The organism is Micromonospora sp. NBC_01655, assembly GCF_026339755.1.
In the GTDB taxonomy this organism is placed as follows: Bacteria; Actinomycetota; Actinomycetes; order Mycobacteriales; family Micromonosporaceae; genus Micromonospora.
The window spans coordinates 362,602-386,015 of sequence record NZ_JAPEQF010000001.1 but is presented as its reverse complement, the minus strand read 5'-3'; the positions used below and the strand labels follow the sequence as shown (position 1 = coordinate 386,015).

The 23,414-nt window shown below is 74.5% G+C and carries 21 protein-coding genes; 12 read left to right on the top strand and 9 right to left on the bottom strand.

Annotated elements, in window-relative coordinates; genetic code table 11:
• The first annotated feature begins 135 nt into the window (after positions 1-135).
• The 4 genes from OOK41_RS01940 to OOK41_RS01925 all read left to right on the top strand — a co-directional run bounded on the left by OOK41_RS01940 (position 136) and on the right by OOK41_RS01925 (position 4,616).
• On the top strand, positions 136-789 hold the full coding sequence (locus tag OOK41_RS01940; RefSeq protein ID WP_266262663.1) for a septal ring lytic transglycosylase RlpA family protein: 654 nt from the start codon (positions 136-138) through the stop codon (positions 787-789).
• Between the two features lie 121 nt (positions 790-910).
• Entirely contained in the window at positions 911-2,038 is a 1,128-nt protein-coding gene (locus tag OOK41_RS01935; RefSeq protein ID WP_117668043.1) for a PP2C family protein-serine/threonine phosphatase, read from the top strand.
• A gap of 248 nt (positions 2,039-2,286) precedes the next feature.
• A complete protein-coding gene (locus OOK41_RS01930; protein ID WP_266262662.1) occupies positions 2,287-4,143 on the top strand; it encodes an acyl-CoA dehydrogenase in 1,857 nt (618 codons plus the stop codon).
• A gap of 203 nt (positions 4,144-4,346) precedes the next feature.
• Positions 4,347-4,616 (top strand): DUF6458 family protein, encoded by a 270-nt coding sequence (locus OOK41_RS01925; RefSeq protein ID WP_043961115.1) that lies wholly within the window; start codon positions 4,347-4,349, stop codon positions 4,614-4,616.
• A gap of 103 nt (positions 4,617-4,719) precedes the next feature.
• Here OOK41_RS01925 and OOK41_RS01920 read toward each other — a convergent pair whose 3' ends face one another.
• Positions 4,720-5,250 carry a histidine phosphatase family protein gene (locus OOK41_RS01920; RefSeq protein ID WP_266262656.1) on the bottom strand — a complete coding sequence of 177 codons (531 nt, stop codon included), beginning with the start codon at positions 5,248-5,250 and terminating at the stop codon, positions 4,720-4,722.
• Positions 5,251-5,365: 115 nt separating this feature from the next.
• Between OOK41_RS01920 and OOK41_RS01915 the strand changes: the two genes are divergently transcribed.
• Entirely contained in the window at positions 5,366-5,653 is a 288-nt protein-coding gene (locus OOK41_RS01915) for a DUF6458 family protein (RefSeq protein WP_117668040.1), read from the top strand.
• 105 nt (positions 5,654-5,758) lie between these two features.
• On the opposite strand, the gene OOK41_RS01910 is transcribed toward OOK41_RS01915, so the two are convergent.
• Positions 5,759-6,436: a hemolysin III family protein gene (locus tag OOK41_RS01910; RefSeq protein ID WP_266262653.1), complete on the bottom strand. Its 678-nt coding sequence runs from the start codon at positions 6,434-6,436 to the stop codon at positions 5,759-5,761.
• A 106-nt stretch (positions 6,437-6,542) separates the two neighbouring features.
• Between OOK41_RS01910 and OOK41_RS01905 the strand changes: the two genes are divergently transcribed.
• Genes OOK41_RS01905 through OOK41_RS01895 form a run of 3 tightly spaced genes read left to right on the top strand, consistent with a single transcriptional unit; the run spans position 6,543 to position 8,762 of the window.
• The gene (locus tag OOK41_RS01905) at positions 6,543-7,154 is read left to right on the top strand and encodes an allophanate hydrolase subunit 1 (protein WP_117668038.1); all 612 of its coding nucleotides are present in this window, start codon (positions 6,543-6,545) and stop codon (positions 7,152-7,154) included.
• On the top strand, positions 7,151-8,029 hold the full coding sequence (locus OOK41_RS01900; RefSeq protein ID WP_117668037.1) for a biotin-dependent carboxyltransferase family protein: 879 nt from the start codon (positions 7,151-7,153) through the stop codon (positions 8,027-8,029). The genes OOK41_RS01905 and OOK41_RS01900 overlap by 4 nt, the downstream gene beginning before the upstream one ends.
• Positions 8,013-8,762 (top strand): LamB/YcsF family protein, encoded by a 750-nt coding sequence (locus OOK41_RS01895; protein ID WP_117668036.1) that lies wholly within the window; start codon positions 8,013-8,015, stop codon positions 8,760-8,762. Before OOK41_RS01900 ends, OOK41_RS01895 begins: the two co-directional genes overlap by 17 nt.
• Positions 8,763-8,849: 87 nt before the next feature.
• On the opposite strand, the gene OOK41_RS01890 is transcribed toward OOK41_RS01895, so the two are convergent.
• From OOK41_RS01890 to pdhA, 6 genes are all read right to left on the bottom strand, one after another.
• A complete protein-coding gene (locus OOK41_RS01890; protein WP_266262649.1) occupies positions 8,850-10,688 on the bottom strand; it encodes an NHL domain-containing thioredoxin family protein in 1,839 nt (612 codons plus the stop codon).
• A gap of 541 nt (positions 10,689-11,229) precedes the next feature.
• Positions 11,230-14,193, bottom strand: coding sequence for a hypothetical protein (locus OOK41_RS01885; protein WP_266262647.1), 2,964 nt, complete (start codon positions 14,191-14,193; stop codon positions 11,230-11,232).
• 342 nt (positions 14,194-14,535) lie between these two features.
• On the bottom strand, positions 14,536-14,673 hold the full coding sequence (locus tag OOK41_RS01880; RefSeq protein ID WP_165878079.1) for a hypothetical protein: 138 nt from the start codon (positions 14,671-14,673) through the stop codon (positions 14,536-14,538).
• A 221-nt stretch (positions 14,674-14,894) separates the two neighbouring features.
• Positions 14,895-16,334, bottom strand: a complete 1,440-nt coding sequence (locus tag OOK41_RS01875; RefSeq protein ID WP_266267709.1) for a dihydrolipoamide acetyltransferase family protein — start codon at positions 16,332-16,334, stop codon at positions 14,895-14,897.
• Between the two features lie 5 nt (positions 16,335-16,339).
• Complete coding sequence (locus OOK41_RS01870; RefSeq protein WP_266262644.1) at positions 16,340-17,329, bottom strand: alpha-ketoacid dehydrogenase subunit beta; 990 nt, start codon at positions 17,327-17,329, stop codon at positions 16,340-16,342.
• Entirely contained in the window at positions 17,329-18,510 is a 1,182-nt protein-coding gene (pdhA, locus tag OOK41_RS01865) for a pyruvate dehydrogenase (acetyl-transferring) E1 component subunit alpha (protein ID WP_266262642.1), read from the bottom strand. Before pdhA ends, OOK41_RS01870 begins: the two co-directional genes overlap by 1 nt.
• A 502-nt stretch (positions 18,511-19,012) precedes the next feature.
• On the opposite strand from pdhA, the gene OOK41_RS01860 reads away from it, so the two are divergent.
• The gene (locus tag OOK41_RS01860; RefSeq protein ID WP_266262640.1) at positions 19,013-19,741 is read left to right on the top strand and encodes a hypothetical protein; all 729 of its coding nucleotides are present in this window, start codon (positions 19,013-19,015) and stop codon (positions 19,739-19,741) included.
• A 70-nt stretch (positions 19,742-19,811) separates the two neighbouring features.
• Positions 19,812-20,444, top strand: a complete 633-nt coding sequence (locus tag OOK41_RS01855) for a phosphatase PAP2 family protein (protein ID WP_117668112.1) — start codon at positions 19,812-19,814, stop codon at positions 20,442-20,444.
• Between the two features lie 130 nt (positions 20,445-20,574).
• Here OOK41_RS01855 and OOK41_RS01850 read toward each other — a convergent pair whose 3' ends face one another.
• Complete coding sequence (locus OOK41_RS01850; RefSeq protein WP_266262638.1) at positions 20,575-21,258, bottom strand: NUDIX domain-containing protein; 684 nt, start codon at positions 21,256-21,258, stop codon at positions 20,575-20,577.
• Between the two features lie 78 nt (positions 21,259-21,336).
• On the opposite strand from OOK41_RS01850, the gene OOK41_RS01845 reads away from it, so the two are divergent.
• Both OOK41_RS01845 and OOK41_RS01840 read left to right on the top strand, forming a co-directional pair.
• Positions 21,337-22,434 (top strand): SPFH domain-containing protein, encoded by a 1,098-nt coding sequence (locus tag OOK41_RS01845; protein WP_266262636.1) that lies wholly within the window; start codon positions 21,337-21,339, stop codon positions 22,432-22,434.
• Positions 22,431-23,342 carry a hypothetical protein gene (locus OOK41_RS01840; protein WP_117668027.1) on the top strand — a complete coding sequence of 304 codons (912 nt, stop codon included), beginning with the start codon at positions 22,431-22,433 and terminating at the stop codon, positions 23,340-23,342. The genes OOK41_RS01845 and OOK41_RS01840 overlap by 4 nt, the downstream gene beginning before the upstream one ends.
• Positions 23,343-23,414 lie beyond the last annotated feature (72 nt).

The window sequence follows — 23,414 nt, the reverse complement described above, 5'->3', positions numbered from 1 at the left end:
CCACCTCGCCTCGGATGATCGGCTACACGTATGCGAGCAAATGCCAACATAGCACCATGATCACGTTGACTTCGGAAGTGCTTCTCTCGCTACGGTCCGGGCCGGTTTGTTCAGCGACGACGAAAGGACGGGCCGGTGGCTGGTAGGCACTCCCGTACCCGCATGTTCTCCTCGCCGGCCGGCATCGCGGCCACCGCGGCCGTCGGCGTCGCGCTCGCCGTCGGTGGGACCGTCGGCGCCGTCCAGCTCGCCTCCGGTGAGCCGGCGGACTCCTCGCCGGTCCTCGTCGACGCCCCGGCGACCAGCCTCGCCGACATCCCCACCGTGTCGGCCTCGCCGTTGGTGTCGCCGAGCGCGAGCCTGTCGCCGAGCGCCAGCCCCTCGCCCACGGTCACCGCCAGCCCGAAGGCGACCCGGAGCCAGGCCGCGTCGCGGAGCAAGGCCCGCACCGTCGCGCCGAAGCCGGCCGCCACGACGAAGAAGCCCGCCCCGACCAGCACCGTCGTCGACAGCGGCTCCTGTGGCGCGTCCTTCTACGACGAAGGCCAGCTCACGGCCAACGGGGAGACCTTCGATCCCGAGGCGCTGACCGCCGCGCACAAGACCCTGCCGTTCGACACCAGGGTCCGGGTGACCAATCCGGCGAACGGCAAGTCGGTCACCGTGCGGATCAACGACCGTGGCCCGTTCATCGCGGGCCGCTGCATCGACCTGTCCCGGGCCGCGTTCGCCACCATCGCCTCCGTCGACGTCGGCGCGCTCACGGTGAAGTACGAGGTCCTGGGCTGACGCGACGGCCCCGGCGGTGGGCGAGGCGGCCATTACCCGTCGGTCCGGCGCCACGGACCGGCCGGCCAGAACATCCTCGGACGACGGGCCAGGTTCATTCACCGGTCCACGTCGATCAGGCATGCTGTCCCTCGTACGCACGCATGCCTTCCAGTCGGGCCGCGGCCCGCTGAGCCCCGGATCCCGCGCCGGCCTCGGCGCGGCCCTTGCCCTGCTCGCGATCATCTCCGGGGTGGAGCTGGCGGACGGGCGCCCGGCCCACTACGTCGCCCTGATGGTCGCCGCGCCCTTCCTCGCCGCCGTGTTCGCCTCCTGGCGGGTGGTGCTCGGGGTGGGCGCCGCCGCCACCGCGATCGGGTCCACCTTCGCCCTGATGGAGCCGACGACGTCGCTGGTGACCGCGGTCAACGTGGCCGGCATCGCGCTGGCCACCACAATCGCAGGGGCGGTGGCAGCCGTCCGGGAGCGGCAGGCCGAGCAGATCGCCGAGCTGTCCAAACTGGCGGCGGTGGCCCAGCAGGCGGTGCTGCGTCCACTCGGCCCGCAGGTGGGCACCCTGGCGGTGGCCGGGCGCTACATCTCCTCCACGGCGACCGCCGAGATCGGCGGCGACCTGTACGAGGCGATCGACACCCCGTACGGCGTCCGCATGATCATCGGTGACGTCCGGGGCAAGGGGCTGGACGCCGTCCGGTTGGCCAGCATCGTGCTCGGCTCGTACCGGCACGTGGCGTACGAGCGGGCCGACCTGCGGGCCGTGGTGACCGACCTGGACCGGGCGGTGGCCCGCAACGTCGGCGACGAGGACTTCGTCACCGCCGCGCTGGTCGAGGAGCGGGGCGGGACGCTCACCATCGTCAACTGCGGCCACCCGGCACCGTTGCTGCTGCGCCGGGGCGCGGTGATCCCCCTCGAACCGCCGGCCCCCGCTCCGCCGCTGGGCTTCATGCCGGTCGTCCGCCCCCGGGTCGAGCGCCTGGAGCCGGGCGACCGCCTGCTGCTGTTCACCGACGGTCTCGGCGAGGCCCGCCGGGACGGCGAGTTCTTCCCGACCGCCGACCGGGCCTGGCGGCTGCTCGGCCACGGCACGGTCGGCGACGGCCTGGCCTCGTTGGAGACCGCACTGGTCGAGTGGGTGCACGGCCGGCTCGACGACGACATCGCCCTGGTCCTGATGGAGTACGCGGGCCCGAGCAGCGTGGCGACCGCCCCGGTGCCGAGCTGGGAGGTCGGCGCCGCCGACGGCTGACGGCGACGGCCCCGCCCCGCCCCGCCACCCACGCGCCCCGTGCCAGGAAAGGGCACGATTTCGTCACTCGGCACCCGGCTGCGGTGCCCCGACGGCCGCTGACCTGCCGCTTCGTTGGCCCGGCGACCGTCGAAACGCGGGTGTGTAATGGCTGTCACTTCCGCGATCGGCTTGTCGCTTCCTACCGGCGGGTAATACAGTCTCAGTTACTGATCGGTAACACCTGTCCGGAAGCGGGGCCAGCGAGCATGACCCACTACAAGAGCAACCTTCGGGACCTCGAGTTCAACCTGTTCGAGGTCTTCGGGGCGGACCGGGCGTTCGGCCAGGAGCCGTACTCGGATCTCGACATCGACACCGCGCGTAGCTTCCTCGCCGAGGTGGACCGCCTGGCCCGCGATGACCTGGCCGCCAGCTACACGGACAGTGACCGGAACCCGCCGGTCTTCGACCCGGCCACGCACACCGCCCCGCTGCCGGAGTCGTTCAAGAAGTCGTACCAGGCCTTCATGGACTCGGAGTTCTGGCGGCTGGACCTCCCGCCGGCGCTGGGCGGCACCAACGCCCCGCGCGCCCTCTGGTGGTCGCTCGCCGAGCTGGTGCTCGGCGCGAACGCCCCGGTCTGGATGTACGCCTCCGGCCCGTCGTTCGCGCACGTGCTGCACGTCGAGGGCACCGAGCGGCAGCAGGGGTGGGCCAAGCTCTTCATCGAGAAGCAGTGGGGCTCCACGATGGTGCTCACCGAGCCGGACGCGGGCTCGGACGTGGGCGCCGGCCGCACCCGCGCCGTCCCGCAGCCGGACGGCTCGTGGCACATCGAGGGCGTGAAGCGCTTCATCACCTCCGGCGAGCACGACCTGAGCGACAACATCGTGCACTACGTGCTGGCCCGCCCGGTCGGCGTCGAGGGCGTCGGCGGCCCGGGCACCAAGGGGCTGTCGCTGTTCGTCGTGCCGAAGTACCACTTCGACGAGCACACCGGCGAGCTGGGCGAGCGTAACGGCGTCTACGCCACCAACGTCGAGCACAAGATGGGCATTCAGGTCTCCAACACCTGCGAGATGACCTTCGGCGAGCACGGTGTGCCGGCGAAGGGCTGGCTGTTGGGCGACCGGCACGACGGCATCCGGCAGATGTTCATGATCATCGAGTACGCCCGGATGATGGTCGGCACCAAGGCGATCGCCACCCTCTCCACCGGCTACCTCAACGCCCTCGAATACGCGAAGAACCGCGTGCAGGGCGCCGACCTGATCCAGCAGGCCGACAAGACCGCGCCCCGGGTCACCATCACCCACCACCCGGACGTGCGCCGCTCGCTGATGCTGCAGAAGTCGTACGCCGAGGGCCTGCGCGCCCTGGTCTGCTACACCGCCACCTGGCAGGACCAGGTCGCCATCGCCGAGGCGGCCGGCGACGAGAAGGCGACGAAGATCGCCAAGCGGGTCAACGACCTGCTGCTGCCGCTGGTCAAGGGCGTCGGCTCGGAGCGGGCGTACGAGATGCTCGGCCACGAGGCGCTCCAGACGTTCGGCGGGTCTGGCTTCCTCCGGGACTACCCGCTGGAGCAGTACGTCCGGGATGCCAAGATCGACACCCTGTACGAGGGCACCACGGCGATCCAGAGCCTCGACCTGATCTTCCGGAAGATCGTCCGGGACAACGGCAAGGCCCTGACGACTGTGGCCGCCGAGATCCAGGAGTTCATCACCTCCGAGGGCGGCAACGGCCAGCTCAAGCAGGAGCGGCAGGCGCTCGGCAAGGCGCTCGCCGAGATCCAGACCATCCTCGGCGTGCTCACCGGCTGGCTGGGCGAGGCGCAGGCCGGCGACCCCCGGGCGCTCTACAAGGTCGGCCTGAGCAGCCGACGGTTCCTGCTGGCGATCGGCGACCTGGTCGTCGGCTGGCTGCTCCAGCGGCAGGCCGACGTGGCCCTGCGTGCCCTGAACGGCGAGCTGTCCGCCAAGGACAAGGCGTTCTACACCGGCAAGGTGGCCGCCGCGAAGTTCTTCGCCCGCGAGGTGCTGCCCCGCCTCGGCGCGGACCGGCGGATCATCGAGAACACCGACCTGGACGTGATGGACCTCCCGGAGGAGGCCTTCTGAGCCAGGGCGGTACCCAGGCACCGACCGGCGGCCGGCGAGCGGACAGCTCACCGGCCGCCGCCGTGTCGCCGCCGTGCCGGTCCGGGCGACCCGTACCGCTATCGCCGGCCCTGTCCCGGGTAGTTGCCGGCACGGGCGGGTAACCCTGGCCCGGACGTAGTCAGTGAACGCCCAGAGCCACCGCACGTGGGGGTGCAGCGCACATGGGCATTGGTAGCGGAATCTTCCTGATCGCCATCGGCGCGATCCTGACCTTCGCCATCCGGGCGAACGTCTGGTGGGTGGACCTGCGCGCGGTCGGCTGGGTGTTCATCCTGGCCGGGTTGGCCGTGCTGCTCACCACGCTCTGGTTCTGGCAGGACCGGCGCAAGCGGGCGCGCACCCTGATCGTGGAGGAGAACCGGCTGTCGCATCCGACCGCGATGATGCCGCCTCCGCCCGATCCGCCGCCGCCCACGGCTCCGCCGTCCTGAGCGAGCCCGTGAGCAGGGGCCCCGGTCGCACCGGGGCCCCTGCCACGCGTCCCGCCCCGTTGCCACCGCCCGCCGCGCGTGTTCAGCCCCGCCCGCCGCGCGTTCAGCCCCGCGCGGTGTGGCGGGCGGTGATGGCGGCGTGGCGCAGGTCGGCCCAGGGCAGCCGGGTGCGGTGCACCACGACGTCGGTGGTGCGCAGGCCCTGCTGGTCCGCCCGCTCCGGGTCGAGGAGCGCCGAGAGCAGCGAGACGCCCGGGTTGTGGGCGACCAGCAGCACCGTCGTCGCCTCCGCCGGCACCGAGCGGACCAGGGCCAGCAGCTCCGCCGGTTGCGCCTCGTACGCGCCCGGCTCGTAGCGCACCGCCGGGGCGGAGCCGGCCGGCCCGGCCTCGTCCGACGAGCCGGACAGGCCCTGCACCACCCCGTGCCAGGTCTGCCGGTTGCGCCTGGCGGTCGAACAGAGCACCACGTCGGGCAGCAGTCCGTGCCGGGCCAGCCAGGCGCCGGCGGCGGCAGCGTCGGCGTGCCCCCGCGCGGTCAACCGCCGGTCGGAGTCCGCGCCGTCGCCCGGCGGTTCCGCCTTGGCGTGCCGTAGCAGCACCAGCGTCCGTTCCGTACCCGCGGCGTCCGTCATGGACCCAGCTTGCCCGATTGGCGGGTGGAGTGCCGGGGTATGTCGATGGATGCCGCAACCTCATCCATGGCCGCGGCGGGTAGCAGCGCCAGCTGATAGCCAAGGAGGCGACGAAATGGGCATTGGTGCCAGCATCTTCCTCATCGCACTGGGTGCGATCTTCGCGTTCGCCGTGCAGGCCGACCTGGGGTGGCTCAACCTCGGGGTAGTCGGCTGGGTGCTGATGCTCGCCGGGGTCGTCGGCCTGCTCACCACCCTCTACTTCTGGAACCGCGGCCGGCGGACCGTGGTGGCCACCCCGGTCCGGGAGAACCGGATCGTGGCCGACCGGGGCGTGCCGGTGCAGGGCGAGCCGGTGGTGCAGGAGTACCGCGAGGTGCGCCGCCCGGGCCGGACGGTCTGACGTACGACCCGGCCGCCCCCGGCCCGTCCCCGGCCGGCGACCCGCCTGCGGACCGGCGGTGGGCGCCGGTCGTGCGGGCCTCGGTCGGGCGGGCGGCGCGGCGGCTCAGGCGAACAGGGCGAAGTAGATCGCGATGTGGTGGCAGATCGCGGCCACCAGCGTGCAGGCGTGGAAGAACTCGTGGTGGCCGAAGACAGTGGGCCACGGGTTGGGGCGGCGCAGCGCGTAGAAGACCGCGCCGACGCTGTAGATCGCCCCGCCGACGGCGAGCAGCACCAGCGCCGTCACCCCGCCGGAGCGCAGGATCTGCGGCAGCATCGCCACCGCGACCCAACCGAGCGCCAGGTAGAGCGGGGCGGAGACCCAGCGCGGCGCGTGCGGCCAGATCAGTTTCACCGCCACCCCGCCCAGCGCGCCGCCCCAGACCAGGGCGAGCATGGTGGTCGCGTGCCGGACGTCCAGCAGCAGGACGCAGAACGGCGTGTACGTGCCGGCGATGAACACGAAGATCATCGAATGGTCCATCCGGCGCATGATCTGGTACCCGCGCTCCGACCACACCCGGCGGTGGTAGAGCGCGCTGGTGCCGAACAGCCCGCAGACGGTCAGGCTGTAGACCAGGCAGCTCACCAGCGGGGCCCAGCCGGGCCGGCTGGCCGCGATGGAGCAGAGCACGATGCCGCAGACGAGCGCGACGAAGAACGCGTAGGTGTGCAGCCAGCCCCGCATCCGGGGCTTTCCGATGTCGACCGGCTTGAGTCGAAGCGGGGCGGAGGTCGTCACACACCTAGGTTACGGCACCGTAGGTTACCTGCAAGTAGTGCCGCCGGTCACGGAATCGGCGGGTCCGATGCCCCTGGCCCTCCGCCGGATCGGGAATCATGACGGGATGCGGATCCGACCCGTCGGCGCGAACGCCCTGCTGCTCGACTGCGACGACCCCGACCAGGTCGAGTCGTGGCGCGCCGAGTTGTGGCGTCGCCGGGCAGCCGGCGAGCTGACCGCCGTCGAGATCGTCCCGGCGGCCCGTACCGTGCTGCTCGACGGGGTGCCCGACCCGGCCCGGGCCGCCGCGCTCGTCGCCGGCTGGACGCCCCGGCCCGCCGACGCCGCCGCGCCCAGCGACGAGGTCGATGTCCCCGTCGGGTACGACGGCGCGGACCTGCCCGCCGTCGCCGGCCACTGGGGGGTGGACGTGACCGAAGTGGTCGCCCGGCTCACCGGCACCGAGTTCCGGGTCGCCTTCTGCGGGTTCGCGCCCGGGTTCGCGTACCTGACCGGGCTGCCGGCGCAGTGGGCCGTACCCCGGCTGTCGACCCCCCGGCCCCGGGTGCCGGCCGGCTCGGTCGCCCTGGCCGGCCCGTACGCCGGGATCTACCCCGGCGCGTCGCCCGGCGGCTGGCTGCTGGTCGGTCGGACCGACCTGACCCTGTTCGACGTGCGCGCCGACCCGCCGGCCCGGCTCAGCCCGGGCACCCGGGTCCGCCTGGTGGCCAGGTGAGCGCCCGACCCGCCGGTCCGGCGGGCCGGATCGAGGTGCTCCGGGCCGGCGCGCTCACCACCGTGCAGGACCAGGGGCGGCCCGGCTGGGCGCACCTCGGCGTGCCCCGGTCCGGGGCGCTCGACCCGATGGCGCTGCGGCTGGCCAACCGCCTGGTCGGCAACCCGGAGGCCGCCGCCGGCCTGGAGATCACCCTGACCGGCTGCGCGCTGCGGCTGACCCGGGCCGGCACGGTCGCGATCACCGGCGCGGACGTCGACGTCCGGGTCGGCGACCGGCCCGGCGACGTGGGCCGGCCCCTCGCGGTCCCGGCCGGGACGGTCGTGCGGGTCGGCCCGGCCCGCGCCGGGCTGCGGAGCTGGCTCGCGGTGGCCGGCGGGATCGCCGTCGCACCTGTGCTCGGCAGCCGGTCCACCGACACGCTCTCCGGCCTCGGGCCGCCCGCGCTGCGCGACGGCGACACCCTGCCGCTCGGCGCCCCGGCCGGCGACCCCGCGCCGGTGGACGGCACCGTCGGCCGCCCGGCCCCGGTCGAGCTGCTTCTCGGGCTGCGCCCCGGCCCCCGGGACGACTGGTTCACCCCGGCCGCGCTCGACCTGCTGCTCGGCACGGCGTACACGGTGAGCGCGGTGAGCAACCGGGTCGGCGCGCGACTGGTCGGCGCGCCGCTGCCCCGCGCGGTGGCCGGGGAACTGCCCAGCGAGGGCATCGTGCTGGGCGCGGTGCAGGTGCCCGCCGACGGCCAGCCGCTGATCTTCCTCGCCGACCATCCGACCACCGGCGGCTATCCGGTCGTCGGGGTGGTGGACGACGTGACCGGACTCGCGCAGGCCCGCCCAGGTACTACGGTGAGGTTCCATGGACCTCAACGCTGACCTCGGCGAGGGTTTCGGCATCTGGCGGCTCGGCGACGACGAGGCGCTGCTGGACCTGATCACCTCGGCCAACGTCGCCTGCGGCTTCCACGGCGGCGACCCGTCCACCATGCGCCGGGTCTGCGCCGCCGCCGCCGAGCGCGGGGTCACCGTCGGCGCCCAGGTCGGCTACCGCGACCTCGCCGGCTTCGGCCGGCGGCACATCGCGTACGCCTTCGCCGACCTGCGCGACGAGGTGATCTACCAGCTCGGCGCGCTCGACGCGTTCTGCCGGGCGTTCCGCATCCAGGTCCGGTACCTCAAGCCGCACGGCGCGCTCTACCACGCGGCGGCGGTCGACGAGTCGCAGGCCGCCGCGCTGGTCGCCGCGATCAACGACTACGACCACGAGCTGCCGGTGCTCTGCGCGCCCGGCTCGGTGCTCGCCCAGCTCGCCACCGGGGCGGGCATCCGGGTGGTCGCCGAGGGATTCGCCGACCGGGGTTACCTGCCCAACGGCACGCTGGTGCCCCGCACGGCCCTCGGCGCGCTGGTCACCGACCCCGAGCGGGTGGCCGAGCGGGCCGTCCGGATGGCCACCGAGCGGACCGTGATCGCGGTCGACGGCAGCGTCGTTCCCTGCCCGGTCGAGTCGATCTGCCTGCACGGGGACACCCCGGGCGCGGTGGCGTCCGCCGCCCTGGTGCGGGCCGCGCTCATCGACGCGGGAGTCACCCCCACCCCGTTCAGGTGAACGGGCCGGGCCCGCCGGACCCCGGTCCGGCGCGGGACGAGCCGGTGCAACCGCGCCGGTGCAGCGGGGCCGGTGGGTGGGCGGCGGTCAGGTGTCCAGGCCGCGCAGGACCAGCGGGAGCCGGGCCGTGGCACCCTGGACCACCCGGACGGGCACGCCCCAGTCCTGCCGGGTCAGGTGGCAGGCCGCGTGTTCCACGTCGGCGTCGCAGGTTGCCGCCTGGGCGGTCACCTGGAGCACTCCGCCGGCCACGGCGTCGTTGACCACCAGCCGGCGGGACAGCTCGTTGCCGGTGCCCGCCCCGTCCAGCAGCAGCTCCGGCGGGGACGCCGAGACCACCAGCCGGGTCGACGGACCGTACGTCTCGTCCAGTTTCTGCCCCGGAGCCGGGGTGAAGACGATGTCGAGGGTGACCTCGCCGGGCGCCACGTCCGTCGGCCTCCGTTCGGTGCGGTGCCGGGGGCCGTCGACCGTGCTCGCCCCGGCCGCCGACAGCGCGCCCGGTGCCAGCCGGGTCAGCCGGTGCGCCGCCGACTCGACCACCAGCACCCCGCCGTCGGCGGTCAGCACCACGTCGCTCGGCTCGGCCAGCCCGTCGGCGACCGTGGACACCTGGCCGGACCCCGGGTCGAACCGCCGGACCGCACCGTTGTAGGTGTCGGCGACCAGCACCGAGCCGTCCGGCAGCGCGCAGACGCCCAGCGGGTGCTGGAGCAGCGCCCGGTCGGCCGGCCCGTCCACGTGGCCGAAGTCGAACAGCCCCTGCCCGACGGCGGTGCCCAGGACGCCGTTCTCGACGTACCGGACCGCGCTGGTCTCGCTGTCGGCGATCCACAGCCGCGCGCCGTCGGTCGACACCGACAGGCCGGACGGCTGGGCCAGCCACGCCTCGGCCAGCGGGCCGTCGCGCAGCGCCTCGACCGTCGTGCCGGCATACATCCCCGCCGTGCGCCGGATCGGGTCGAACCACCAGAGCTGGTGGATGCCGGCCATCGCGACGATCATCTTGTCGTCGTACCAGGCCAGGTCCCAGGGGGAGGAGAGGTCGACCGAGAGCGCGTCGTGGGCGTGGTCGTCCACCGTGGAGCGCCACTGCCGGCCGGTGCCGGCGACGGTGAGCACCTCGCCGGTGCCCAGCTTCACGCCGCGCAGCAGGTGATTGACGGTGTCCGCGACGACCAGGTCGTACCCGGCCACCTCGGCCACGTGCTCCGGCAGCCGGCACAGCCCCTGCGGCTCCGAGAACGCGGCGGCGCCGGCCGGGCCGTCGGCCCGCCCCCGGTCGCCCGAGCCGATCCGGCGGACCAGCGTCTCGCCGTCGGGGGCCAGCTCGACCAGGGAGTGCCGGGCCGAGTCGGAGACCAGCAGGTTCCCGCCGTCGAGCGGGACGGCCTTGCCGGGGAAGCGCAGGGTGGTCTCCGGCTCGACGGGCGGCACGTACGGGCCGTCGCCCCGGTGCAGGGTGCCCTTCGCCTCGTGGGTGGCGACCAGCTCGTCCACCAGTCGGGCCAGCCCTTCGGCGTGGCCCTCGCCGGCCATGGTGGCCACCACGTAACCCTCGGGGTCGATTACCGCGAGGGTCGGCCAGGCCCGGGCCGCGTACTGCTGCCACATGTCCAGCTCGGGATCGTCGAGGACGGGATGGTGCACGCCGTACCGCTCGACGGCGGCGGCGAGGGCGGCCGGGTCCTTCTCGTGCTCGAACTTCGGCGAGTGGACGCCGACGACCACCAGCACGTCGGCGTACTTCTCCTCCAGCGGGCGCAGCTCGTCGAGCACGTGCAGGCAGTTGATGCAGCAGAAGGTCCAGAAGTCCAACAAGACGCAGCGCCCTCGAAAGTCCTGCAACGTCAGGTTCTGTCCACCCGTGTTGAGCCATTGCCGGCCCCGCAGCTCGGGGGCACGTACGCGCGGTGTCGTTCCCATAGCTGTCAGCCTGCCATGTCACGTTGAAGCTGGCCGGACGCCGTCCGCTTCGACCACACCGCCTTCGTCGACCCCGAGGCGTAGCGGTTGGCCGAGACCGCGGCCGAGGAAGCGTCGCAGATGTGTAATGCAACAAGGCCCCTCACCCGGCGCGGGATCGGGCCGGCGGCCAGCCGGTACTATCGGCGCTTCGCGGTAGGCATGGTCTCCTCGGGGGCCTTCGGACAGCCGGCGGTACCGGTACGGTGCGCGGCATGGGTGCAATCAAGCCGTGGCACATCGCCACGCTGTGCTGTCTTGTCACGTCCGTCGCGCTCGTGGGCGGCCTGGTCTGGTTCCTGGTTACGCGGGCAAACCGCCGCTAGCCGGGGCTTCAGGTCCAGCCCACCGCAACCCCGTCCGCTCCGGGGCCCGTACTCGTGCGCTCATCCCCAGCCTGTCCGACGGGACCGCCGCTCGGCCAACACCCCGCGCGTCACACCCGGCGGCGTACGACGGGGGCGGGGCCACGGTGGTCCGTGGCCCCGCCCCCGGGAATCCGCTACTTGGTGGACGGCTTCAGGCAGAGCACCTTGTTCGGCACGTCGCCCTGGAGCATGACGTACGGCTGGGCCGGGTCGGCGCACTTCTCCTTGGCGTCGACCTTCGACACCACCGTGAAGACGCCGGCGTCGCCGCAGGTCGCCGATGTCGCGTTGCCGCCAACCTGCTTCACGCAGGAGCCGACCGCCGGGTCGAAGGCCGGCGTCTTGCCACCGCCGACCTTGCCGAGCAGCATGAGCAGGCCGAGCGGGACCGCGAGGATCAGCACGGCGGCCACCAGTACGACGGCCAGCACCCGGCCGTTGCGCACCTTCGGCACCGGCGCCTCGGTCTTCTGCTCGGCTGCGTCCGGCTTGAACGCGTCGAACCGGCCCTGCTCGGACTCCGCGTCCCAGGACGAGCCGGACTGCTGGCCCTGCGGCGGGAAGCCGCCCTGGGCCGGCTCGCCGAACGGGGCGGGGCCGTGCCCCTGCACGGCGGTGCCGCCGCTGACCTGGGTGGCCGGGCCGCCGAACTGGTCACCCGGCCGGTCGCCGTCGTGCGGCCGGACGCCGTTCACGGGCCGGTTACTGGCCGGCGGGTCCACGAAGGACGGCACGCCGGGCGGGAACGTGGGCGGAACTGCCGCCGCCGCGGCGGCCGGCCTGTCGCCGTACCCGTGCTGCCCGTCGGGCTCGTCGAAGCGCTGCGGCCCCCGATCGTCGAACCGCTGCGGCGGGCCCGGCTCGTCGAACCGGCTTTGCGGGCCGGGCTCGTCGAAGCGTCCCTGCTGCCCCGGCTCGTCGAACCGTCCCTGCGGGCCTGGCTCTTCGAAGCGGTGCGGCGGGTTGGGGTCGGGGTGGAAACCGTGCTGCTCTGCCTGCTCCGGCTCCTCGGCCGGCTCGGGGCGGGTGGGCCGGCCGTACACCCGGGGCTGCGGCGCGGGCGCTCCGCCGGGCAGCAGGGCCTGGTCGGGCGGGGGCATGACTCGGCTGGCCAGCGGCACGGACGCGCTCGCCGAGATGCTGCCCGCCGCCGGCTCCCCCGTCTCGGGCAGGGATACGGCCGCCCGGGCGGACGCTTGGCCCTCCGGCGACAGCCGGGGAGCGGGCACGACCGGGCCGGCCGGAGACTGCGGCTCCTCGACGCGGCCCCAGCCGTTGTCGGCTCCCGCCGGCTCCGGCTCGTAGGCCGGCGGCCCGCCCTCGCGGCCGGCCGGCTCGACGGCCGGCTGGACCTGGGGAGGGAACTGGGCCGGCGGGGCGGCGGCCAGGCTGGCACCGGGCACCCGCTGCTCCTGCGGCGGTAGCGGGACGGCGTTGGCCGGCGAGATCCCCGGAGCCGGGGCCGGCTGGTACAGCGGCCGGTCCTCCGACCGCTCGGACTCCCAGCCGTTGCCGGCCGGCTGCGGCGCGGCGGGCTCCGCCTCGGCGGAGCGTCCCCACGCCTCGCCCGGTGCCCACGGCTCGACGTCCGGCACGGCGGGCCGCTCGGTCCGGTCCGGTGCGGGCCACTGCTGCTGGTTCTCCGCCGGCGTGCCCCACGAGGGCGGTCCGTCCACGCCGACGGTGGCGGTGGCCCGGGCCGGCGGGACCGACGTCGGCTCGGCCGCTGCCCAGTCCGGGACGGCCGGCCGGTCCTCCTCCTGCTGCTGCGGCACGGACGCCGCGCCCCACGCGCCGGGCTGGGCCGGCCCGTCCGCACCGGCCCAGGCGGGCGGCTGGGACTGGTCGTCGGGCTTACCCTCCGTCGCGGCCCAGCCGTCGGAGCGGGCCGGGTCGTCCTGCCGCCCGCCGACGTTCCAGCCGCCGGAGCGAGCGGGGTCGTCCTGCTGGGCGGAGGGGGAGCCGGTGTTCCAGCCGCCGGAGCGGGCCGGGTCGTCCGGCTGTCCGCCGGCGATCCAGCCGCCCGGTTGGGCGGGCTGGTCGTCCTGTTGGCCCGTGGGGTTCCAGCCGTTGGCGTCGTCCTGGGCGGGCCAGGCGTCCGGGGGTGGGGTGGCCTGGCCGGGGACGCGGGCGGCGCCTCGGGCGGCCGACTCGGCCTGGCCCCACGCGGCGGGCGGCTGCTCGGCCTTGCCGGCGTATGCGACCTGCTCGGCCGGGGGCCAGCCGTCCGGGTGGGCGGGCTCGTCGTCCTGCTGCCGGGTGTTCCAGCCGCCGGAGCGGGCGGGGTCGTCCTGCTGGGCGGAGGGGGAGCCGGTGTTCCAGCCGCCGGAGCGGGCCGGGTCGTCCGGCTGTCCGCCGGCGTTCCAGCCGGAGCGGCCAGCTTCGTCGTCCTGTTGGCCGGTGGGGTTCCAGCCGTTGGCGTCGTCCTGGGCGGGCCAGGCGTCCGGGGGTGGGGTGGCCTGGCCGGGGACGCGGGCGGCGCCTCGGGCGGCCGACTCGGTCTGGCCCCACGCGGCGGGCGGCTGCTCGGCCTGGTCGGCCCAGGCCGGCGCCGGCTGTTCGGGCTGGGTTCCCCAGGCCGGCTGGGGCGGACCACCGGCGGAGCCGGGCGGAGTGGGCGGCGCGGTGGCGGCCCAGGCGGGGCCGGGCTGCTCCTCCTGCCTCCAGCCCGGCGTCGGCTGGTCGGCCTGGCCCCAGGCGGGCTGCGGCGTGGCGGCCGGCGGGCCCCACGCGTCCGGCCGGGCCGGCTCCGGCTGCTGGGCCGGCACCTGGGCGGCGCCCCACGCGGCGGTGGGTGGCTGGTCGTTCTGCGGTGCGGCGCCCCAGGCCGCCGTCGGCGGCTGGTCACCCTGCGGGGCCGCACCCCACGCGGCGGTCGGCGGCTGGGCGTTCGGCGGGGCGGCGGCGCCCCAGGCCGCCGTGGCCGGCTGGTCGTTCTGCGCCGTCCAGCCGGGAGCTGGCGGACTCGGACGGGCCGTGGGGGGCGGGGGCGCCCAGCCCAGGTCCGGGTTGGCGACGCCGTACGGCGCCGGTGCGCCGGTGCCCGGCGACACCTCGTCCGGCTCCTGGCCGGGGTGGTGCGGGCCCTCGGACGTCATCGGTGCGCCTCCTCCATCACATGTCGGCCGCCGATGCCGACGGTGCGTCGGCGTGGGTGCCGGCGCCGCCGGCGGTACCGGCCGTGGGGACTCCCCGCACCGTATCCGGTGACCGCCCGTGGCATCCGGGGAGCACCGGCCGTCACTCCGCGTTGCTGGACCGTGTCGAGCAGCTTCTATCGGCGCGACGGGTTCCGGACGTGCGGATGACGACCGAGCCCCACCGTACCGGGCGGTGCCGCGAGGCGGAATCCCGGTGTCAATCGGTCCGAAACGCCGACGACCCGCCCGGGTTGACCGGGCGGGTCGTCGAACTGGAGGAGGTGAGAAACGTGCGGGGCGTCAGCTCATGTGACGCTGGGCGATGGCGAGAAGCTCGTCGCGGACCGCGGGCGAGTTGGCGGAACGCAGCGCGTGCTCGATGGCGCGGGCACGGCGGTTGGCGTCGCGGCGGTTGCGGATTCGCTCGATCATGCTCATCTGGATCTCTCCTCCTGGCTATTCGGTTGTCAGCCCCTGATGCATCCATTGAAGCGCAACGCGGGCGGATAATCCATCGATTCTTAGGTGAGCTGAGACACGGGCTTAAGGATCGAAGGTCAACGGAGCCGTGGACGGGGGTTTTCTTCTACCAACGGCAACGGCCGGTGTGCCGGGCGTTCACCCGTGGCACACCGGCCGTGGCTGGTGTCGGCTAACCGTCAGGTCCAGGCGAGCAGCGCCGCCTCCGGGTCGGCCAGGAAGTCCCCGATGTCGCGGAGGAACTTCGACCCGAGCTCACCGTCGATGATCCGATGGTCGAAGGACAGGCCCAGCGTGGTCACCTGACGCGGCCGGACCTTGCCCTTGTGCACCCAGGGCAGCTCACGGACCGCGCCGAAGGCCAGGATCGCCGACTCGCCCGGGGGCAGGATCGGCGTGCCGGTGTCCACCCCGAACACCCCGACGTTGGTGATCGTCAGGGTGCCGCCGGACATGGCGGCGGGCGAGGTCCGGCCGGCCTTGGCCGTCTGCACCAGGTCGGTCATCGCGTCCGCCAGCTCACGCAGCGACAGCCGGCCGGCGTCCTTGATGTTCGGCACGATCAGCCCACGCTCGGTGGCCGCGGCGATGCCCAGGTTGACGTAGTCCTTGACGACGATCTCGTCGCCGGCCCACGTCGAGTTGACCATGGGATGCCGCCGCACCGCGAGCAGCACCGCCTTGGCCACCAGCAGCAGCGGCGAGACCCGGACGTCGCGCCACTCCCGCCGGCCGCGCAGCCGGTCCAGGGCCTTCATCGCCCGGGTGACGTCGACGGTCAGGAACTCCGTCACGTGCGGGGCCGTGAACGCCGAGCGGGACATGTTCTCGGCGGTGAGCTTGCGTACCCCCTTGACGGGGATGCGCTGCTCGCGGTCCGCGCCGAAGCTCGCGGCCACCGTGGTCGGTGCTGCCACCGTCAGCGGCTCGGCCCCGCTCGCCGCCCGCTGTACGTCCTCCCGGGTGATCGAGCCCAGCGGCCCCGACCCGGTCACCACGCCGAGGTCGACGCCGAGGTCCCGGGCGAGCTTGCGCACCGGCGGCTTGGCCAGCACCAGCCCGGCCCCGTTGCGTCGATCATGGACCTGGGGTGCCGGGATTGTTGCGATCGAGGCGGGCTTGTCGCCCACCGCAACTCCATGATCGGCGGAGCTGGCGGGGGGCGTGGGGGACGGGACGCCGACCTTGCGAGGGCGGCGCTTGGCGGCCGTGGTGCGGGGGCCGTAGCCCACCAGGACCGCCGTGCGGCCACCCGGGGCGGGGCCGCCGATCAGGCCCGGCTCGATCGCGCCCTCGCTCGGGGCCACCTCGACCGCCGCCAGCGAGGCCGCCGACGGGGCGTCGGTGGTCGACTCCTCGATCGGGCCGGCGCCCGGGTCGGTGTCGATCGCGATGATCGGCGTGCCGACCTCGACCGTGCTGCCCTCCGGGTGGAAGATCGACCGCACCTGGCCGGCCCACTTCGCCGGGATCTCGACGGCCGCCTTGGCCGTCTCCACCTCGACGATCGGCTGGTTCAGCTCGATGACGTCGCCCACCTTGACCAGCCAGGCGAGGATCTCGCCCTCGGTCAGGCCCTCGCCCAGGTCGGGCAGGTTGAACTCCTTGATCCGCGACATGACGCTCACCAGCCGAAGGTGCGGTCGACGGCGTCGAGCACCCGGTCGAGGTCGGGCAGGTACTCCTCCTCCACCCGGGAGGCCGGGTAGGGGGTATCGAAGCCGGTCACCCGCAGCACCGGGGACTCCAGGGAGTAGAAGCACTCCTCGGTGATCCGGGTGGCGATCTCCGATCCCAGGCCCAGGTTGCCCGGGGCCTCGTGCACGACCACGCACCGGCCGGTGCGCCGCACCGACTCGTACGCGCCGGTCAGGTCCAGCGGGGAGAGCGTGCGCAGGTCGATGACCTCCAGCTCCCGGCCGTCCTCCGCCGCGGCGGTCGCCGCGTCCAGGCAGGTGCGGACCATCGGGCCGTACGCCAGCACGGTCGCGTCCGTGCCGGGCCGCGCCACCCGGGCCGAGTGCAGCGGGTACGCCTGCGACAGCGGCGCGTCCACGTCGACCGGGCCCTTCTCCCAGTAGCGCCGCTTCGGTTCCAGGAAGACGATCGGGTCGTCCGAGGCGATCGCCTGCTGGATCATCGAGTACGCGTCCTGCGGGTTGGCGCAGGTGACGACCTTCAGGCCGGCGGTGTGCGCGAAGTACGCCTCCGGCGACTCCGAGTGGTGCTCGACCGCGCCGATGCCGCCCCCGAACGGGATCCGGATGACCATCGGGATGCGGACCTTGCCCTGCGAGCGGTAGTGCATCTTCGCCACCTGCGACACGATCTGGTCGTACGCCGGGTAGACGAAGCCGTCGAACTGGATCTCGCAGACCGGGCGGAAGCCGCGGATGGCCAGGCCGACCGCGGTGCCGATGATCCCGGACTCGGCCAGCGGGGTGTCGATCACCCGCTGGTCGCCGAAGTCCTTCTGGAGCCCGTCGGTGATCCGGAAGACGCCGCCGAGCTTGCCGACGTCCTCGCCCATGATGACGACCTTCGGGTCGTCCTCCAGGGCCCGGCGCAGGCCGGTGTTGAGCGCCTTGCCGAGGGTGAGTGTCTCAGTGGCCATCAGTGGGCACTCCCCTCGAACGACTCCAGGTAGCGGCTGAACTGCGCCCGTTGCTCGTCGAGCTCGGGGGAACCGTTGGGGTAGACGTGGTCGAACATCGTCGCCGGCTCGGGGTCGGGCATGGCGAGCACCCGCTCGCGCAGGTGCACCGACTCGGTGCGGGCCTGCTCGTCGACGGCGGCGAAGAAGTCCGCGTCGGCGATCTGCTGCCTGGTCAGGAACGCCTTCATTCGGGCGATCGGGTCCTTGGCCTGCCAGGCCTCGACCTCGCTGGCGATCCGGTACCGGGTCGGGTCGTCGGAGGTGGTGTGCGCCCCCATCCGGTAGGTGTACGCCTCGATCAGGCTCGGGCCCTGGCCGTGCCGCGCGTTGTCCAGCGCGTGCCGGGTCACCGCGTACGAGGCGAGCACGTCGTTGCCGTCCACCCGGACGCCGGGGAAGCCGAAGCCGCCGGCCCGCCGGTAGAGCGGAACCCGGGTCTGCCGCTCCAGGGGCTCGGAGATGGCGTACTGGTTGTTCTGGCAGAAGAACACCAGCGGGGCGTTGAAGACGCTGGCCCAGACGAAGGACTCGTTCACGTCGCCCTGGCTGGTGGCGCCGTCGCCGAAGTAGGCGATCACCGCCTCGCCGTCGTCGCCGCCGGTCTTGCCGTCCACGGCGACGCCCATCGCGTACCCGGTCGCGTGCAGGGTCTGCGCCCCGATCACGATCGTGTACATGTTGAACTTGAACTCGTTCGGGTCCCAGCCGCCCTGGTCGACGCCCCGGAACAGGCCGAGCGGCATGATCGGGTCGATGCCCCGGCAGTAGAGCACGCCGTGCTCCCGGTACGTCGGGAAGGCCATGTCCTGGCTGCGCAGCGCCCGGCCGGAGCCGACCTGCGCGGCCTCCTGGCCCAGCAGGCTCGCCCACAGGCCCAACTCGCCCTGCCGCTGCAACGCGGTGGCCTCGGCGTCGAGCTTGCGCACCAGCACGAGGTCGCGGTAGAGCCCGCGGTACTCCTCGTCGGTGAAGTCGACGCGGTACTCCGTCCCGTCCGGGCCCACCGAGGTCTCGACGCGCTCGCCCTCGGGCGTCAGCAGCTGTACGAGTTCCGGGTCGCCGGCAGCCGCCGCGGCTCGCTTGGAACGGGGTGCCGCCCGCCGGCCGCGGGTGGTGACCCCGGGGTCGCCCTTTGCCATCCGTCTCTCCCTGTCGTGTCTGCGTCGGCGCCGGGGGGTGACCCGTCCGCGCAAATCGTGCGCCGGCCCGGCCGGTGCCGGGCTGGTCCTGGCGGCCGCGCCTAGCCCCGGTGAGGGTTGCCGCGCGGCGTGAGCCGGATCCGTGGGACGAACCCGGTTCGGGAGCGCCGGCGCCCAACCGCGCCTGCCGCGGGGTGCGCGGAGGTCGCGGCTGCGTTGCCGTCGTGGTCCATATTCGCAGAGGAGGTGAGGGGCCCCACAGTACGCCCGCCCCAGGTTTCCGGCCGCTGTCGGCTTTGTGGCTCATCAAGGGATTTGTCGTAGGCGGATTCGCGGCCCGGGTAGCGCGGCGGACAAATTGTGTGTCGACACGCTGTGGTGCCTGGTGAACTGGCCGTCACTGGGCCAAGCTGATGATGCCGGGGCGCGCCTTTCGTGGGCTTATGTCCGTTTGTCTCGACGCCCTGCCGCCCGTGACCATGCCCGACGACGAGGAGTGTCCGTGTCCCAGCCAGGTGAGGGTCCGGCCGTTCCGCTGCTCGGTCGGCACCGCGCGGTGGGCGGCTACCGCCGGGTGGTCGGCGCGCACCGCGCCCCCGGCTCCGGCGGCCCCGGTCGGGGCTACCTCTTCACCGTCGCCCTACTCGCCGGCACCGCCTCGATGCCGATCCTCGCCGCCGTCAGCGCGGGCTCGGCCACGATGGGCAGCACGGCGCTGCCGGCCAGCGGCACCCCGTTCATCCCCACCCCGTCCGTCGGCCCGGTGGTCGTCCCGCTGCCCGTGACCGGCCGGCCCACGGCGATCCCGTCCGCCCGGCCGAGTGTGGTCGTGGTGCCGTCGACCGGGCCGGCCGGCCCGGGCCTCGCGCCGCCGGCCCCGGCGGCCGACCCCGACCGGTCCGACCCGGATCCGGTACGCCATCCGCCGCCCCCGGCGCCCACTCCCCCGCCCGCCCCCCGGCCGCCCCCGGCACCCCCCTCGCCGACCCCGACCCCGACCCCGGCGCCACGCCCGACGCCGGTGCCGTCGCCGACCGACCCGCCGACGCCGGAGCCAACGCCCACGGCCGAGCCCACGGTGACGCTCTCCGGCTCGACGCACCCCTCCCCGCCGGGCGACAGCGAGCCCTCGACCAGCTCGGAGCCGACCACGAGCAGCCCCGGCGCGACCGCCGACCCGGCCGTCCGGCCGGCCCGGCCGGGTGGCACGCTCCCGGGTCGTGGAGCGTGAACCGGATCGGCGGGCAGGCGCGCGGCACCGGCCGGAGCGGGGACCGGCCCGCGCGACCGGGGACGGGGCGCTGAGCGGGCCGGGCCAACCCGCCGAGTCGCCGGTCCCGGCCGCGCCGGCCGGTCCCGGCCGGCGGATCGCCCGGCTGGTCACCGAGCTGACCGCGCCCGCCGTCCTGGTGACTTTGCTGACCGTGGTGGTCGCCTGGCACGGCGCCCGGGGCGGGGCGCACGGGTTGGCGTGGGGGCTGCTCGCCACCGTCTTCGCCAGCGGCATCCCGTTCGCGTACATCCTCGGTGGGGTGCGGCGCGGGCGGCTCACCGACCACCACGTCGGCGTACGCGAACAGCGCCGGCTGCCGCTGCTGTTCGGGCTGGCCTCGGTGGCGGTCGGGTGGGCCCTGCTCGCGGCGTTCGGTGCGCCCCGCCCGCTGCTGGCCCTGGTGGCCGCCGGCGTGGTGGGGCTGGTCGTGGCGGTGACGGTGAGCCACTGGTGGAAGATGTCGATCCACACGGCGGTGGCCGCCGGGGCGGTGGTCGTCCTGGTACTCACCTTCGGCGCCCCGCTGCTGGCCGCCGCGCCGCTGCCCGTCCTGGCGGGCTGGTCCAGGGTGCGGCTGCGCGCCCACACGCGGTCGCAGGTGGTGGTCGGCGGCGCCGTCGGCGGACTGGTCGCCGGGGTCGTGTACGCCGCGCTCGGCTAGCCGCCCGCCCCCGGGGTGGTCCCGGCCCCGCCGCTCGCCCCGGCCGTCGGGCCGGGGCGGTCCCGGCCCCGCCGCCCGTCGGGCCCCTCGACCGGGCCGTCGGCCGGCCGGCCACCCATCGGGCGGGTGCTCAGTGCGGGCGGAGCATCGGCGGGTGCAGGAGGGTGGCCGGGCCGCGCCGGAAGAGCTGTGCGGGCCGTCCCCGCTCGCCCTCCGTGGAGCGGCCGACCGGCTCGACGAAGCCGGGGGTGCCGGTCACCTTCCGGTGGAAGTTGCGCGGGTCGAGGTGGGTGCCCCAGACCGTCTCGTAGACCCCGCGCAACTGCGCCACCGTGAACTCGGGCGGGCAGAAGGCACTGGCCAGCGGGGTGTACTCCAGCTTGGCCCGGGCGCGTTCCAGCCCGTCGGCCAGGATCCGGTCGTGGTCGAAGGCGAGCTGGCCGGGAGGCAACCGGGCGACCGGCACCCAGTCGGCCGACGCCGCGTCCGAGCCGGCGACCGGGGCGGGCAGGTCGGGCAGGAGCGCCAGCCAGGCCACGGTGACCACCCGGCCGCGCGGGTCGCGCTCCGGCCGGCCGTACGAGCCGAGCTGCTCCAGGTGCCCGGCCGGCTCGGGCAGGCCGGTCTCCTCGGCCAACTCCCGGACGGCCGCGTCGGGCAGGTCCTCGTCGATGCCGACGAAGCCGCCCGGCAGCGCCCACCGTCCCTCGTACGGGGGGATGCCCCGGCGGATCAGCAGCACGGCCAACTCGCCGGCGCGGACGGTCAACACCACCAGGTCGGCCGTCACGGCGAAGGGGGGGTACTCGCCCATCTCTTTATCACCACCTTGACGATAAGGTACCAGGATGTTTATCGTCTGGTAGACGAAAAAAAGGGGAGGGTGTACACCATGGCCGATGTGACGAGGCGACTCTTCCTGCGCCACCTGCGCGGCGCTCCGACCAGTTGGGTGCGGCTGCACGTCGGTGGCCGGGTCCGCCGCGAGGGGGTGGGCCAGTCCTTCTGGTACCGGCCGCTCAACGCGGTGCTCAGCGAGGTGCCGGTCGACGACCGTGAGCTGCCGCTGCTGTTCCACGCCCGGACCGGTGACTTCGCGGACATCACCGTGCAGGCCACCGTGACCTACCGGGTGGCCGACCCGGCACTGGCCGCCGCCCGGCTCGACTTCTCGGTCGATCCGCGCACCGGCAGGCCCCGGGCCCGCCCGCTCGACCAGGTGGCCACCCTGCTCGCCGAGCTGGCCCAGCAACCCGCCCTCGATCTGCTGGCCCGGGTGCCGCTGGCCGAGGCGCTCACCACCATCGCCGGCGTCCGCGAGACGGTCTCCGCCGCGCTGCGCGAGGAGTCCCGGCTGGTCGACGTCGGCGTCGCCGTGGTCAGCGCCCGGGTGGTCGCGATCCGGCCCGAGCCGGAGCTGGAGCGGGCGTTGCAGACGCCGACCCGGGAGGCGGTCCAGGTCGAGGCCGACCGGGCCACCTACGCCCGGCGGGCGCAGGCCGTCGAACAGGAACGCTCGATCGCCGAGAACGAGTTGCAGAACAAGATCGAGCTGGCCCGGCGGGAGCAGCAGCTCGTGGAGCAGCACGGGTCGAACTCCCGGCGCAAGGCCGAGCTGGACGCCGCCGCCGACCTCGCCGCCGCCCAGGGCAAGGCCGAGCGCGAGAAGGTCGCGAACGCCGCCGCCGCCGAGCGGGCCCGGGTGCTCTCCGCCGCCGAGGCCGACAAGGAACGCGTCCTCGCCGCCGCCAAGGCCGACACCGTGCGCGCGGTGGGCCACGCCGAGGCCGAGACGGAGGCGGCCAAGCTCTCCGCGTACGCGGAACTCCCGCCCGGGGTGCTGCGGGCCCTGACCGTCCGTGACCTGGCCGGGCAGCTTCCCCGGATCGGGCAGCTCACCGTCACCCCCGACCTGCTCACCGACCTGCTCGGGCGGCTGACCGGGCCGGCGGCGACGGCAGCGGTCACGACGCCGGCGGCCGACCGGTGAGCGGCACGCTGACCCCCCGGGTGGTCGTGGTCAGCCGGCGCAGCGAGCTGGACGAGCTGCTGGCCCTGCACGGCACCCGGGCGGCGGCGCAGTGGTACCTGCGGGCGCGTGGGCGGGACCTTGCCGAGGTGGTCGACCGGCACGAGGCCCTCCAGGCGGCGCTGACCGCGGTCGCCGCCGCCGTACCGGCCGACTGGCGGCGCGGGTCGGTCGACCGGAACGACCTCCCCCGGTTCCTCTTCGGCCCCGAGGACGTGCTGGTCGCCGTCGGGCCGGACGGGCTGGTCGCCAACGTCGCGAAGTACCTCGACCGGCAGCCGGTGATCGGGGTCGACCCGGAGCCCGGACGCAACGCCGGTGTGCTGGTCCGGCACCGCGCCGGGCAGGTCGCCGACCTGCTGCCGGCGGTGGCGGCCGGCGCGGCGCGGACCCGGCACCGGGCCATGGTCCGGGCCACCCTCGACGACGGCCAGGAGCTGGTGGGCCTCAATGAGGTGTACGTCGGCCACTCCTCCCACCAGTCCGCCCGCTACCTGCTCACCGTCGCCGACGGCGAGCGGGCCCGGCACGAGCGGCAGTCCTCCTCCGGGCTGGTGGTCGGCACCGGGACGGGGGCGACCGGCTGGTGCGCCTCGATCGCCCGCGCCCGGGCGGGCGCGCCCCGCCCGCCCGTTCCCGAGGAGGCGGCGCTGTGCTGGTTCGTCCGGGAGGCGTGGGCGTCCCCGGTCACCGGCGTCGACCTGACCGCCGGCCGGTTGACCGGGGACGATCGGCTGGAGTTGGTCGCCGAGTCCGACGGCCTGGTGGTGTTCGCGGACGGCCTGGAGAACGACCGGCTCGCCCTGCGCTGGGGTCAGCGGCTGCGGGTCGACGTCGCGCCCCGCCGCCTGGCGCTGGTCGAGCCGTGACCCCGCCGGACCACCCGGCAGCGACCACCCGGCAGCGACCGCCCGGCAGCGACCGCCCGGCAGCGACCGCCC

Bases quoted from the DNA above. Each gene is read 5' to 3' on its own strand.
- OOK41_RS01890 (WP_266262649.1), bottom strand. From the start codon at position 10,688: ATGGGAACGACACCGCGCGTACGTGCCCCCGAGCTGCGGGGCCGGCAA.
- OOK41_RS01875 (WP_266267709.1), bottom strand. From the start codon at position 16,334: ATGTCGCGGATCAAGGAGTTCAACCTGCCCGACCTGGGCGAGGGCCTG.
- OOK41_RS01915 (WP_117668040.1), top strand. From the start codon at position 5,366: ATGGGCATTGGTGCCAGCATCTTCCTCATCGCACTGGGTGCGATCTTC.
- OOK41_RS01895 (WP_117668036.1), top strand. From the start codon at position 8,013: ATGGACCTCAACGCTGACCTCGGCGAGGGTTTCGGCATCTGGCGGCTC.
- OOK41_RS01905 (WP_117668038.1), top strand. From the start codon at position 6,543: ATGCGGATCCGACCCGTCGGCGCGAACGCCCTGCTGCTCGACTGCGAC.
- OOK41_RS01925 (WP_043961115.1), top strand. From the start codon at position 4,347: ATGGGCATTGGTAGCGGAATCTTCCTGATCGCCATCGGCGCGATCCTG.
- OOK41_RS01930 (WP_266262662.1), top strand. From the start codon at position 2,287: ATGACCCACTACAAGAGCAACCTTCGGGACCTCGAGTTCAACCTGTTC.
- OOK41_RS01845 (WP_266262636.1), top strand. From the start codon at position 21,337: ATGGCCGATGTGACGAGGCGACTCTTCCTGCGCCACCTGCGCGGCGCT.
- OOK41_RS01935 (WP_117668043.1), top strand. From the start codon at position 911: ATGCTGTCCCTCGTACGCACGCATGCCTTCCAGTCGGGCCGCGGCCCG.
- OOK41_RS01885 (WP_266262647.1), bottom strand. From the start codon at position 14,193: ATGACGTCCGAGGGCCCGCACCACCCCGGCCAGGAGCCGGACGAGGTG.
- OOK41_RS01850 (WP_266262638.1), bottom strand. From the start codon at position 21,258: ATGGGCGAGTACCCCCCCTTCGCCGTGACGGCCGACCTGGTGGTGTTG.
- OOK41_RS01880 (WP_165878079.1), bottom strand. From the start codon at position 14,673: ATGAGCATGATCGAGCGAATCCGCAACCGCCGCGACGCCAACCGCCGT.
- pdhA (WP_266262642.1), bottom strand. From the start codon at position 18,510: ATGGCAAAGGGCGACCCCGGGGTCACCACCCGCGGCCGGCGGGCGGCA.
- OOK41_RS01870 (WP_266262644.1), bottom strand. From the start codon at position 17,329: ATGGCCACTGAGACACTCACCCTCGGCAAGGCGCTCAACACCGGCCTG.
- OOK41_RS01920 (WP_266262656.1), bottom strand. From the start codon at position 5,250: ATGACGGACGCCGCGGGTACGGAACGGACGCTGGTGCTGCTACGGCAC.